The sequence below is a fragment of the Desulfosediminicola ganghwensis genome (assembly GCF_005116675.2).
Lineage (GTDB): Bacteria > Desulfobacterota > Desulfobulbia > Desulfobulbales > Desulfocapsaceae > Desulfopila > Desulfopila ganghwensis.
The window spans coordinates 1710734-1724104 of sequence record NZ_CP050699.1 but is presented as its reverse complement, the minus strand read 5'-3'; the positions used below and the strand labels follow the sequence as shown (position 1 = coordinate 1724104).

Here is a 13371-nt window from a genome sequence, read left to right as displayed (position 1 = left end):
CATACTGGAGCAACATGGATGCAGGTTGACTCCATCAACACAACAGCACAAAAAGCATAAAAAATGAGGTTGATATGAACGCTACAAATTTTGAAAAAATATATCGTGATGAAGATGTGAACCTTGAACTGCTTACCGACAAGGTTGTGGCCGTTATCGGCTACGGCAGTCAGGGGCGCGCCCAGAGCATGAATATGCGTGAAAGCGGTATCAAGGTAATCGTCGGTGCTGGAGATCGCCATCGCCATTCAAGCTGGGACAAAGCTGAAGCCGATGGCTTTGAAGTCTACTCCATCGAAGAGGCAGTTCAAAAAGCCGACGTGGTACACATCCTGCTACAAGACCCGGCCCAGCCATCAGTCTATTACGAATCCATTCACGCCCACCTTCGCCCTGGCCAGACCCTCAGTTTCGCCCACGGTTTTGCGGTACTTTACGGCACAATCAAGCCACCCAAGGATGTGGACGTAGTACTCTTTGTCCCAAATGGTCCTGGCCCGGTCACCCGCCAGAAGTACAAAGACGGCTCAGGCATCTGGGGCTGTGTCGCTGTCGACCAGAACATCAGCGGCCAGGCCCAGGAAACCGCCCTTGCCATCGCCAAGGCGGTTGGCTCCACCAGGGTCGGAGTAGTGGTTATGACCTTCCAGAATGAAACGGAAGGCGACAACTATGAAGAGCAGGTACTCTACGGCGGCACCATCCACCTGATGCGCACCATGTACAATATCATGGTCAAGAACGGTTACCCGCGCTCCTTTGCCTATGCCAAAGCCATCCGCTCCATTCGCTCTATCATCGATGATATCGACGAGGTAGGCATCGAGCCCTACCTCACCTCACGCGCCAGCAGAACCTGTGAATTTGCCGTGCGTCACAGTGGCCCCCGGGTTATTAATGAAGAAGAGATGGAGAAAATCTTCGAGGAAACCGAAAATGGTATTTTCGCCAGAAACTGGCTGCAGGAATTCTCCCTCGGCATGCCGACACTGCACAGAATGCGCCGCACCTGTGCAGAATCAGACATGGAGCAGACAGGCGAAATATGGCGCGAGAAATTCGGTAAGTGATTTTTGGAGAAAATAAATGGGATACCCTAAGGGATTACTAAAAAACAGATCGGTTCTGGAGCCGGGCAAGTACGCTGTCATTAGCCCCGAAGGCCGAGTAATCAACGTCATTCCCGGAATCAGGGACTGCCAGATGACCATACTCGCTTCGCCAAAACTTGGCGCAAGCTTCGTACAGATGATCGGCACGGTCAGCACCACAGGCGAGACGACCATGGCCTACGGGGCTGAAGAAGGCCTCGAGACCCTGCTCTTCGTGCTCGATGGCATGGGCGGCCTTGAAGTAAAATCGGGCGACACCACCGAGACCCTCACCGCAGGCGGATACATTTACTCCCCTCCGGGAGCAGGGATTCACTTTAAGTCAAAAGGTGACGGCGAGGTTCGTATTCTGCTCTACAAGCAGCGCTTCACCCCCCATCCGGACCCGGAAGTGAAACTCCCCTGGACGGTGACAGGCAACATCCACAGGATCAATGAAAGCAATTATGACGATATGGAAAACGTCCTGGTGCGCGATCTGCTGCCGACCGGTGAAAGCTTCGATATGAACTTCCACACCCTGGCATTTTTGCCCGGCGGATGCCATCCTTTCGTAGAAACCCACGTACAGGAACACGGGGCCTATATCTACACCGGCCAGGGCCTCTATCTTCTCGATGAGACCTGGATACCCGTCCAGGCAGAAGACTTCATCTGGTTTGCCCCGTTTTGCAAACAGGCCTGCTACGGCACCGGCCTTGATCGCATGGAATACATCTATTCCAAAGATTGCAACAGAGACGAAAGCCTCTGATACGGGCCTTTTCATGCACCACGCCGGCTGACAGAATACTGACAGCCGGCGTGTTCGGAAAAGATAAGTCGGCCCACTCCCAGCTCACACCAACAGAAAGAATCTAAAACTCCAGAAGTTATCGGCCCAGAACCTCCAGTATGGCCGGCAGAAAAACCGGCAGGTCATCCGGCGTTCTGCTGGTGACCAGTTTGCCATCAATAACTACCGCCTCATCCACCCAATCGGCGCCGGCGTGGATCATATCGTCTTTAATGGCGAAATACGAGGTGACCTTTCTGCCCTGCAGGACCTTCGCCGAACAGAGCATCCAGCCCGCATGACAGATAGAGGCCACCATCTTGTCTGCATTGACCGCATCTGCCACCAGCTTCACCATGGCAGGATAACGCCGCATCATGTCCGGTGCATAACCACCCGGGATGACCACTCCGTCAAACTCATCAGCCGAGACATCGACCGCCGCCACATCAGCTTTTATCTCCGTGGCAGGCTTACCGGTAAAGCTCTTCTTTCTGCCGGAACCAACCACAACAACCTCAACTCCCGCCTCTTTCAGCCGGTAATACGGGTACCAGAACTCGTAGATATTGAACATATCCTCAATCAATATCGCCACCTTCTTTGTGCTAAGCTCCATATCCGCCTCCTGTTATTGTGAGTTTTGACGACCTATGTACCAATCCTGAACTGTAACCGGGGCTGTATCTGTACTTATTCAAAAGGTGCAAGCACTGTACATTCTTTCATAATTCGATATACTAATGCAGATTTAGCCATATGCGATAAAAACAGCTACAATACCCCATCAAGGAGTGTTCCATGGCCTCGCTTTCGAAGCATCGAAAAGTTGTGATGACCGCCTTACTGGTGCTTGTTTTGATAGGTTCCTGCTTTGAGATGCCCCGCAGCTACCTCTTTGAAAACAGAGCCTTCACGACTGTAGACAGTGTTGCCACCGATTATGTGGATCAGGCCCTGCTGCGTGCCGCCGCCTCCTTTGCCATGGCCCGCACTTTTAACGGGGTGATCTCAGTTTTTCAGGAGAGCACGCTCCAGCTCGAACCGGGCGGAGTTGGTGTCTCACTCGCCCTCGGCGCCGCCCTGGACCCGATCAACGACCTCATTGAACGTTTCTCCTGGGTGATGCTGGTCAGCCTCACCTCTCTTGGGTCCCAGAAGTTCCTTATTGAAATTACACCTTTTGTCTCTGTCCAGATCATTCTGGCACTGGCTTTGATCGTGCTGCTCCTGGGCCTCTGGTTGCCATTGAAATACAGGCCACAGCTTACCAGAAGTGGTGTGGTGCTGGTGGTCACCGCAGTGGTGCTGCGTTTCGCTGTGCCAGCCATGGCCTATATCAACGAACAGGTCTATGTTACCTTTTTGCAGGAAAAGCATGATCTCTCGGTTGAAGTGCTGGGCCGTACCGTGGCCGACCTTGAGTCACAGCAACTCGATAACCTGCTCGGTCCCACTGAGGGCGGGCAGCAAGAAGAGACTGAAGGGGAAAGCCCGCAGGATGAAAAGGGAATCTGGAGCAAAACCAAAGAGCTGGTCAACCAGACCATGAGTCAGGGGCAGCGCATGCTGGAAGCCAAAAACAAGATCGAACTGCTCAAGAAGATGTCGCTGGAATTGATAGACCAGATTGTCGATCTTATCGTGGTTTTTGTCTTGAACACCATACTCCTGCCACTCATTTTTTTATGGGCCATCATGCGCTTCGGCACACTGCTGCTTCGCCTGCTGCCCCTACAGTATGAAAAACAGATATAGTTGCGTACAGATTATCTACCCAGCCTGATTTCCCCTCAGACATCAGAGGGTATATTCTGGTATGAGTCGAATAACGTTTCAATTGCGGAGAACTTCTCTCAGTGCACTACAGCAACAGACCAGCGCTGACCAGCTCTCTAGCCGGTGCACCATCACCTCGGCTTGAGGAGCATTACCATGGGCCCACACGGGGAATCTATCCTGGCGAAAGGGATTGTCCTGGAACAGGAAACTCATTTCAGCAAAGCAAAAGCCCTCTATCAGGAGATGCTGCAGCATGTCACCGATGAAACAATTCTCGAATCAGCCCGATTACGGCTGGAGGATATTGACGACCTGATAGCCGAGAAGAGGATCTATCAGCGTATCGACGAAAACGCCAAACAGGTCTTGACGGAAATCGGCATGAATATTTCAGGGAACCAGACTCTTATGGATATTCTCCTGGAAGCGGATGCCATTGATTTCGAAAATGAAACAGCGCTGTTTATCCCCATAAAACGGAGTTACATCGACCGTTGCCTGGAGCTGGTCCCCCGAGAAATGCCCGGAGACCCTGGTCGAAACTCTTTTGGCACAGGTTCGACATCACCCTTTCTCAAACGGAGCACCGACGAAGAACTCCGCCCGGCCACTCGCAAAGAGTACGACCAGATCACCCGCCTGGTGGCTGAACAGCAGGATATTGTGAACATTTTCAGCCTGCCGGTTGCCTGCGACAAGAGCATATCCCTTTTTGAGGTAGCCCGGTTGATGGAGCGAGACTATCAAGGGCTGAAAATGATCACCACCAACACGATGAACGCTGACGAGGTGCAATTTTTATCGGGCAAGGAACACTGGATCGACGGCACTAGCCTGCTTTCCTCCCTGGCGCCCATGAATAGCATGGTGGACCCATTTTTGCGCAGTGCCCGCTCCGGCAACAACCTGCTGCTGATAGACCAGACTATTGCCGGCGTATCCGGCGCCTGCAGTCCGGAGTCGTTGCTGACGCAGATTCATGCCCAGGTGCTCTTTATGATGATTATCGCCCAGACTGTTAACCCGGGTGTCTTGTGCATTCACGGAGGCCTCCCCAGTGTGACGGAGACAGGTGGCAATCTTTCTTACAGCTCTCCCTGTCAGCCTCTCATCAATGCGGCTCTGGCACGGCTCAACCTCTGGATTACCGGGTACCCCTCAGCCCAGACCGGAGGCAGCACCAGCTTGACGGAAGTGTCTTCCCTGGCTATTTTCGAGTCTGAAATGAGCCGCAATTCGTTACGCAAATATGGGGTGCATATCGTACGACACGCCATGGGTGCTCTAGGCAGCCTGAACTTTTTCAGTAAGGAAAAATTCCTGGAAGACTGTGAGCGTGAACGCTATTCCAGGAAGCTCTTTGAAGCACGACCCCAAAACACAGGAGTTCTTCCTCTGTACTTTCCCGCTGACGACAATGCGCTTGCCGGTATCCGTGAGATTGCTGAAAAAGGCAACCCCAGGCTTGCGGATCACACCTTAAAGAATGTAGATTCATTCTGTCTGTGGCAAAATGCAATAAACAGCGCTGCTTGAAAAAAGCTTTACCAACCGCAGCCGAACGATACAGTTATTCAGGCAATACGCGGTGAAGAAATGGTTCCCTGAGGTGTTTACATCACTTTTAGCTCTATTCAAATCCACCATCCGACCCTACATTTTGTTCTGCCTATCACATTTACTCCAGGGAAAAGAAGGTTAATCCTATGCTGGAAAACACCACTACCATACTGCTACACTTTTATGAATATGCACCAATTACGACAATCATCCTGGCGGTATTGACACTATGCTATTTAGCAGTTATCAAATTCCCACCCATACAACCTGTTAAAGATTCTTTTCCTGTTCTCGTTCCGGTTATCAACTTTTTTTGCATACCCCTGGCTTTTTTAATTGCCCATACGTTTTTCTACCATTTGTTTACGAAGTTTGCAGGGCTCGCTCAGGATAGATGGCCGTCTTTATTTTTTACTATTATCTTTTTTCTTATCGTTGGCGTGCAGCTTGCTGCTGTTGTTCATGCCTTCGTTGTGAAAAAATATATGAGCAAGGGAAAAACGACCAGTACGGTATCAGGGTTGCTGCGTGGCGTCATTTTCGGTTCTTCAATTTTCGTAACCCTGGGAGTTTTTTCCTGGCAGCAGGGATATTCCTTTACCAGTGTATGGGTTTCGACCGGTTTGGCAACAGCACTGCTGGGATTCGCCCTGCAACAAACACTGGGGGATTTATTCTCCGGTATTGCCTTGGGGGTGGAAGGGGCCTTTCGCATTGGAGACTGGATTCGGCTCAATGACGGTACTGAAGGAATGGTTGTTGATATCAATTGGAGGGCCACCTGGCTTAGAGGCTGGGATAACACAACAAATGTGATTCCGAATTCAAAGATGGCCAAACAGGGGTTTACCAACTGCGGCAATGAATTTCATCGATACCGGCCATGGTATACTATCAACCTTCCTGCGGAACTTGACCCCCGTTTTGCCAAACAACTGTTGCTTGAGGGACTTTATCGCTGCAAACATGTCTTGAAGCATCCGGCACCGGTTGTCCGACTCACAGACGCCTCATCCGTCCCCTACACGTATATGTGCTGGATATCATTCCCCAACTACCCATCCATGTTCAGGGGGCGCGAGGAACTGTACCGGGAGATACATTATGTCCTCCAGCAGGCGGGAATATCTCCCTCAACCATAACCAGCGAAATGCGTATCAGGAAATCTGAAATTCCGGTAGCAGAGCCTCCAACTGTTCAACTGGCTCTTAAAAGTCAGCCGATTTTCTCCAACCTTGAGGATGACGAAATAGAGAAAATAGCAGTGGTAAGCCATCAGAAACATTACGATACGGGATCGGTCATACAATATGACGAGGGCGAAGTAGATGCCTTTGATGTTCTTATCAGCGGGGTGGTAGAGGTCTCCACCAGGCTCGTAAACAACAAAAAAATAATCATAGGGGAATTGGGCCCGGGAGAAAGTTACGGCCTGGTATCCATGTTCACCGACCAACCTATCCCGACCCATTGGACAGCGCAGACCGATGTTACCCTCATACGTATTAATTTCGACATAATGAAAGAACTGGTGCAGAAATACCCTGATGTAGCTGATCGCATTGCCGTTGTAGTCAAACAGCGCCAAGACGAAGCAGAGTACCTTCGCCTGCAGAATAGTACGGAGCCAACGCCTTCAAGCCTTCGGGAAATAAAACGTTATATCCGGCAAATCATCAAAAGAGGGAAATAATCATGTCTCTGTAATCTGATTACCACTACAGCTCAGCTTCAAGGAGAGGAGCGTGAGGAGAAAGGTGATAGGAGTAACAACCTAAAGCTAAAAAGCTTTTCTCCACAAGCCAATTTCACAATTATTCCAGGGATTGGTCGCTTGCCAATCGGTCACGCCTGGCACCTCAGGTCTATCACCTAACCTTTTTTCAAGCTGAAGATTAAGGGTAATCAGATCCCATAACACAGCCGATAACCGGCTGATGCCTGCCGCAAATAGCAGACACCAGCCTGCTATGCGGGGTTTGGCACTTTGAAATATTCACATTATAACTGCAATCTCAATGTCACCTGTCTTCCGTATTACATGAATTCCGGCCTCGTTATAGTTTCGCCGTATCACAAGGTCCACTTCCCCATTACAAACCTTCAGGTTCGACAGGTGAACTGAATCGAGAGAGTCAGGTAAAAAGGGACGGGTAAATCGTATCTGCGGTTTCTCATGAAAAAATGTGAGTCCGAGGGTGGCCTGCAGCAACATGAACACAGCCCCACTCGCCCACGCCTGTGGTGAACAGGCTACGGGATATAAGGTCGGATTTTGCCCATGTCGTCTATGAAATCCGCAAAAAAGTTCCGGCAAACGGAACAGATCGACGGACATTGCGGTATTGAACATGGCTGTGAAAATTTTCGATGCCTCTGTTTTAAAGCCGTACCGTGCCATCCCCATGGCGATAAGCGCATTGTCATGGGGCCATACAGATCCATTATGGTAGGACATCGGATTATAACGTGCTTCCCCCATAGCCAGGGTTCGCACCCCCCAGTTGCTGAATGAGTTCGGGGACAAGAGGGTTTCCACCAGCGCGCCTGCACTTTTCTCATCCGCGATCGCATTGTACAGGGCATGACCGGCATTTGAGGAACGCACCCTGCAAGGCCTCTTATCGCCATCCAGTGCAATGGCATATGTCTTCAGATCTTCCAGCCAAAAACTCTCATTAAACTTCTTTTTTAAGTGCACCGCTTCATCGAGCAGGCTTTCAGCTAACGCTGATTGCCCTAAGACCGCAGCTAAGCCCGATAACTTCAACTTTGCCTCGTAGACATAACCCTGCACCTCGCAAAGCGCTATGGGCCCGGTTACATCAGTACCATCCTCATGGAAAATTGAATCATTGGAATCCTTCCACCCCTGCTGAAGAATTCCCTGTTCGCTTTTTCGCTGGTATTCTACAAACCCGTCACCATCGATATCTCCAGAGTCCCTGATCCAGTCCAGTGCAGCAAGAAGATGAGGCCAAAGCTCCAGCATAAAGTCCCTGTCACCGGTTCGGTCATAATAGTAGACGGCCAGAAGTAAAAACAGAGGTGTTGAATCAACACTCCCATAGTAACGGGCAAAAGGGATTTCTCCCATAGCCGCCATCTCTCCCTTTCGGCTTTCATGCAATATCTTGCCCGGCTCCGCATCGTTTTCAGGTGAATAGTCTGTGGCTTGGTTTTGAGCGAGGTATTGCAATACGCCCCTGGCCAGCTCCGGATACACCCAAAGGCACTGAAGAGCGGTAATCAGGCCGTCTCTACCGAAAGGCGTACAAAACCAGGGGACACCTGCATAGGGGTAAAGCCCCTGGCCTGTTTCCGTTATCAGAAGCCGAAGGTCAGCAGAAGACCTCTCGACCCACTCGTTACACTGCTCATTTGAAGAATAAACACTCACGAAAGCGGCACGGGATGCCAGACTTTTCTCCCTGCACTCTTGATATGCCCGTGAAAAAGTGAACCCAGGAAAGGTACTGTTTTCTCTGCTGCATGATATCCGCAAATATATACTTTCTGATTCGAAGGGATGCAGGTTAAAGGAATAGAATGTGTTACTTGCGCTGATGCCCTGGGGCTTTGGATCAAACTGTATTCGTGTCTGATAGAAAACATGGTCAAGCCCGATATAGCTGAGTTTAATCATACTCTCATCCCACACAGGGCGCTGGATCTCCCCTTTTGCCGCTCTCTTCATTCCCCTTATCTCAAAAATATCGGCATAGTCAGCACCAACGGAAAAGCTGAGATCAACAGAACACATCTGTGCATCATAATTCATGACACGGATATGTTCGTAGTACTGCTCGTTCCAAAGCAGTTTCGAACGGAAAACATGCAATTTCCCTTTACCCAGATACAGTTGGCCATCGCTGTACATATCAGGGGTAGTAAGGTCAATGGAAAGCAGTGTGTTGTCATGTGAAACGGAAGAATTCAAAAGCATAGGTCGCCGTCGGTTCAACAGCATTTCAAGGGCAGACAGGTACCGGGTCCCTTGATGAAAGATACCCTTCTCTCCTACTCCTATGCGGTGGATGTCGCCGAATCGATCAAAAATCGCGAAAGATTCACCATTCTTAAGTACCCTGGTCTGCAGATCCGTTCTTGAAGATCCCGCCTTGACATACCAGCTGTCGTTAATTTGAATAACTTCCCCGATATTTTTTTCCATGGCTATCAGTATTTTGTTGGAGATTAACCCGCATTACAGGCACCATCATGGGATGAAATGAGTTGATGATATACATCAAGATATTCATCTGTCATGGCCGTAGCACGAAATCGCCTCTCAAAAACATCACGGCACTGATATCTGCTGATAAGGTGCAACCTGCCAACAGAGGCAATGGCCTCTTCAATAGAATTGACGATGAATCCAGTAACAAAATTCTGCAAAATCTCCGGAACAGAGCCGCGGTTAAAAGCCACCACAGGTGTTCCGCAGGCAAGTGCCTCTATCATGACAAGTCCAAAAGGCTCCGGCCACTTTATAGGAAAGAGAAGAGCCGCTGCATTGCCAAGGAAATCTGACTTTTCGATTTCGTTAATTTCACCTATGAAATTAATTAGAGGGTGATCTAAGAGAGGAAGAACTTTTTCGTGGAAATATGCTTGATCCGTTGGATCGACCTTAGCCGCTATTTTTAGCTCCACACCGCTGCGCATTGCTATCTCAATAGCTTCGACAACACCCTTGTCCGCTGTAATTCTGCCCAGAAATGCAAGATAGCAACCAGACTCCGGGTTAAAGTTCAGCAGGGAATCGTCGATGCCGTTGTAAACGGTTTTCTGCCAGTTTGCCATCGGCAGGGCTTTACGCTGATTATTGGAGATTGATACGACAGGTGCCTCCCTGTATTCATTAAAAATCATGGTATGTTCCGGAAGATCCAGCCGCCCATGCAGTGTGGTTACATGGTTTACGGGGAGCCGCCTCAAAAACGGAAACTGCAAATAATCTGTATGAAAATGTACAATGTCATACAGGTCTAGCTCCCGAAAAACTCTTTCAAGCTGTAGTATCTGTACGGCCAGGGCATCACTGCAGCAGGGCTGAATCCTCCAGGCCTTGTCTGGGTAACTGCAAAGGCGTGCCTTGGTCTGGGAATCGCCACTGGCAAATAGAGTTACATCGTGACCTCGTCGTACCAGTTCTTCAGTGAGAAATGAAACTATCCGCTCTGTTCCACCGTAGAGCTTCGGCGGCACACTTTCTGTTATTGGAGCAACCTGGGCAATTTTCATAGCTGGGCCCTCACTGGTTACAACTCATTCTGCAATAAGGACACAGACACCATTATCATATCCAACATCCAGTCCGCGTTTCTCGGCCGCATTTTGCAGAAACACAGGGAAGTTTCTGTTAATAATTCATTGAGAGTAATGGGAAGAGTAATGATTTGGGAAGTTGCCCACCAATGTGCCCTGAAAGAAATAAGCACTGACTTCGAATACTCTCGGGGAACAGCTCATGCGATGTCACCTTCTTGAGTATTTTGGTTACCAAAATAACCCACGATTCATTTAGCATCCAAAGACCTGAACCTGACACCGACTAAACTGATGAAAAATCGGAATTTTGCTGCAATAAAGAGGTTTGACTTTGCCGCAAAATCCCAACCTCTCCCCCCGCCCTTACTTAACCAAATTCAATTCTGGTGTTTTCGGTTACCAGAGTTTTCTAAGCAAGCAATATGCCACTGGCGATTCAGCCCGGCACAAATATGTAATTCAACATATTTCCCATACCTATTCAGATTGTTACTTCAGATGAATGGCATTTACTGCATTGAAATGACCAAAGGAGTGGCATGTGCCATGACACAGTTCCGTTACCGGCAACTATGTGTCAAAATGTAGCAGAGTTGAGTTTCCCAGACTATTTTCAGTGACCAGGCACGCAGAGCATCCAAGAAAAAATCTTTCAGCCTATGTGTGCACAACATCTTCAGCAATTCCACAGGATGGATTAATTATCAAGAAGATCATAATGTTCCATGCTTCAGCTCTCCCCTGAAGTGTTGCGCTCATCGTGACCTCATCATCCCCACAGAACGAGACATCTATTAAACCATCGAAAATCTGAATATTTTTCTTACCACCCTGATCTTTTACTTGAACCTTGGTGCAATCGAAGATACTTTGGGCAAACTCTGTAGGCTGCTGTTGGCCCCAGGCCCTCGGTGCATTCTCTTACATCTTTAATTCAGCGAGATCCCCATGCCCAGACTCACCAAGATTGTAGCCACCATCTCATCACTCAACTGTTCCGTCGCTTTTATCGAAGGCCTCTACAAGGCCGGCATCAATGTCGTACGTCTCAACACGGCTCACATGAGCCATGAGGATGCACTAGAGGTCATCAAAAATACCAGGGCCGTCTCCGACAAAATCGGCATCCTGCTTGACACTAAAGGCCCTGAAATCAGAACCTGCCTTGCCGAGGAGCCGCTAACGGTCAAGTACGGTGATGCTGTTCGCATTACCGGGGCACCGGATAAAAAATCCTCAGGCGACATCATCTGTGTCTCGTACGACAACTTCGTCAAAGATGTCCCGGTCGGCAGTTCCATTCTTATCGATGATGGCCATATAGCCCTTGCTGTGCTCGAAAAGGATGACCAGTACCTCTACTGCTCGGTGGAGAATGACGGTACAATCAGCGAGCGCAAAAGTATCAATATACCGGCAGTACATGTAAAGCTTCCTGCCCTCAGTGAAAAGGATAAGGGTTTTATCCGTTTTGCCGCAGAGAATGATCTCGACTTCATCGCCCATTCCTTCGTGCGCAACAAAGAGGATGTGCTGGCCGTCCAGGAGATTCTCGATGAGACCAACTCTCCTATCAAAATAATTTCCAAAATTGAAAACGCTGAAGGTGTCAACAACCTCTGCGAGATTCTCGACCATTGCTATGGGGTCATGATTGCCCGCGGTGACCTGGCCGTTGAAATCCCGACCGAGCAAATCCCGCTGATTCAAAAAGGCATAATCCTGGACTGCATAGAGCGCCGCAAACCGGTTATCGTCGCCACACAGATGCTGCACTCCATGATCGATTCGCCCCGTCCCACCAGGGCAGAGGTCTCGGATGTAGCCAACGCCTGCCTTGACCATACAGATGCCTTAATGCTCTCCGGCGAGACCGCCAACGGCAAATATCCCGAGCTGGCCGTACGCACCATGGCCAAGATCGCAGTCGAGGTTGAGAGCAAGAGGAAGGGCTATATCGATGCGGGGTACACCGAGCAGAACAAAGTCGCTGCGTATCTGGCAAAATCGGCAGTAAAGGCGGCTATTCGCCTCAACACCAAGGCGATTGTGGCAGATTCTCTCACCGGCACCTCGATCCGCGCCCTTGCCGCCTATCGCGGGGCCAACGTCATCCACGCCCAGGTCTACGACCAGCGGGTCATGCGCCGCCTCTCCTTATCCTTTGGGGTCTATGCAGATTATATTCACATGGATCTTGGCAACGGCAATGTCTTGCAGTCGTCAATCTGCCGCCTTATAGCGGAAAACCGATTTCACGACGACGACCTGATCGTCATCCTCGCCGGCAGTTTCGGTCCCCGCCAGGGAGCGACCTATATCGAGATCAGCTCGGCCGCGAACTTCAAACTTAAATGCCGCTGACAATATTGGTTCTGATTCCCCCCTCAGCTTAGACTTGAAAAAGTGAGGGGTACGGTGTGAGGTAAGGCGTAGCAGATTGGCAAATCCCCCCTGAAATCGATTCATCTTATCGAGTTTCAGGGAACACTTCTTTAGGTTTAGGCTGTTACTCATCCCCCTAATTCCTTGCTTCTCACGCCTTGATTCGTGAAGCTGAGCTTTAGAAGGAATCGGCAAATATTTTAGAGAATACATGCTGATGAATTGAGAGAGAGTCAAAGAAAAAGAACTCGTGCTACGCTGCGTACTGTTTTGCGTGGCAAAAGGGCATGCTGACTCTTTCTGCCCTCAAAAGAAAAATTCAATTCCAGCTCAACAATACTGTTTCACTATCGAGAACTAATCTTCTTGCGACATTGTTGAACGTATTGGAACTCCTAGTCTATAAAATCTGACAAAACCCAATTTACTTATCTTTTTTTGCATACTATTCGACATAACACTAATTGATGTCCCTGGCGATT

Annotated in this window: 9 protein-coding genes; 6 read left to right on the top strand and 3 right to left on the bottom strand. The window is 49.5% G+C overall.

Translation table 11 applies throughout. From position 1 onward, the window contains the following. Positions 1–74: 74 nt before the first annotated feature. Positions 75–1070 carry a ketol-acid reductoisomerase gene (gene ilvC / locus FCL45_RS07280; protein ID WP_136799608.1) on the top strand — a complete coding sequence of 332 codons (996 nt, stop codon included), beginning with the start codon at positions 75–77 and terminating at the stop codon, positions 1068–1070. 16 nt (positions 1071–1086) lie between these two features. Continuing rightward, positions 1087–1866 (top strand): (S)-ureidoglycine aminohydrolase, encoded by a 780-nt coding sequence (gene allE, locus FCL45_RS07275; RefSeq protein ID WP_136799609.1) that lies wholly within the window; start codon positions 1087–1089, stop codon positions 1864–1866. 118 nt (positions 1867–1984) lie between these two features. Here the strand turns inward: allE and FCL45_RS07270 are convergent, their stop codons facing one another. Beyond that, positions 1985–2506 carry a type 1 glutamine amidotransferase domain-containing protein gene (locus tag FCL45_RS07270; protein ID WP_136799610.1) on the bottom strand — a complete coding sequence of 174 codons (522 nt, stop codon included), beginning with the start codon at positions 2504–2506 and terminating at the stop codon, positions 1985–1987. A gap of 182 nt (positions 2507–2688) precedes the next feature. Here FCL45_RS07270 and FCL45_RS07265 point away from each other — a divergent pair, with 182 nt between their 5' ends. The 3 genes from FCL45_RS07265 (at position 2689) to FCL45_RS07255 (ending at position 6923) form a co-directional block, all read left to right on the top strand. After that, a complete protein-coding gene (locus tag FCL45_RS07265; protein WP_136799611.1) occupies positions 2689–3645 on the top strand; it encodes a hypothetical protein in 957 nt (318 codons plus the stop codon). 177 nt (positions 3646–3822) lie between these two features. Then, a complete protein-coding gene (locus FCL45_RS07260; protein WP_136799612.1) occupies positions 3823–5205 on the top strand; it encodes a trimethylamine methyltransferase family protein in 1383 nt (460 codons plus the stop codon). A gap of 509 nt (positions 5206–5714) precedes the next feature. Further along, on the top strand, positions 5715–6923 hold the full coding sequence (locus FCL45_RS07255; RefSeq protein WP_167495904.1) for a mechanosensitive ion channel domain-containing protein: 1209 nt from the start codon (positions 5715–5717) through the stop codon (positions 6921–6923). Positions 6924–7226: 303 nt separating this feature from the next. Here the strand turns inward: FCL45_RS07255 and FCL45_RS07250 are convergent, their stop codons facing one another. Further along, a complete protein-coding gene (locus tag FCL45_RS07250; protein WP_136799614.1) occupies positions 7227–9404 on the bottom strand; it encodes an amylo-alpha-1,6-glucosidase in 2178 nt (725 codons plus the stop codon). A gap of 23 nt (positions 9405–9427) precedes the next feature. Further along, on the bottom strand, positions 9428–10477 hold the full coding sequence (locus tag FCL45_RS07245) for a glycosyltransferase family 4 protein (protein WP_136799615.1): 1050 nt from the start codon (positions 10475–10477) through the stop codon (positions 9428–9430). A gap of 975 nt (positions 10478–11452) precedes the next feature. Between FCL45_RS07245 and pyk the strand changes: the two genes are divergently transcribed. Then, positions 11453–12868, top strand: a complete 1416-nt coding sequence (gene pyk / locus FCL45_RS07240; protein ID WP_136799616.1) for a pyruvate kinase — start codon at positions 11453–11455, stop codon at positions 12866–12868. Positions 12869–13371 lie beyond the last annotated feature (503 nt).

Excerpts from the sequence above, each read along its gene's own strand:
- ilvC (WP_136799608.1), top strand. The coding sequence starts at position 75 with ATGAACGCTACAAATTTTGAAAAAATATATCGTGATGAAGATGTGAAC.
- allE (WP_136799609.1), top strand. The coding sequence starts at position 1,087 with ATGGGATACCCTAAGGGATTACTAAAAAACAGATCGGTTCTGGAGCCG.
- FCL45_RS07270 (WP_136799610.1), bottom strand. The coding sequence starts at position 2,506 with ATGGAGCTTAGCACAAAGAAGGTGGCGATATTGATTGAGGATATGTTC.
- FCL45_RS07265 (WP_136799611.1), top strand. The coding sequence starts at position 2,689 with ATGGCCTCGCTTTCGAAGCATCGAAAAGTTGTGATGACCGCCTTACTG.
- FCL45_RS07260 (WP_136799612.1), top strand. The coding sequence starts at position 3,823 with ATGGGCCCACACGGGGAATCTATCCTGGCGAAAGGGATTGTCCTGGAA.
- FCL45_RS07255 (WP_167495904.1), top strand. The coding sequence starts at position 5,715 with ATGAGCAAGGGAAAAACGACCAGTACGGTATCAGGGTTGCTGCGTGGC.
- FCL45_RS07250 (WP_136799614.1), bottom strand. The coding sequence starts at position 9,404 with ATGGAAAAAAATATCGGGGAAGTTATTCAAATTAACGACAGCTGGTAT.
- FCL45_RS07245 (WP_136799615.1), bottom strand. The coding sequence starts at position 10,477 with ATGAAAATTGCCCAGGTTGCTCCAATAACAGAAAGTGTGCCGCCGAAG.
- pyk (WP_136799616.1), top strand. The coding sequence starts at position 11,453 with ATGCCCAGACTCACCAAGATTGTAGCCACCATCTCATCACTCAACTGT.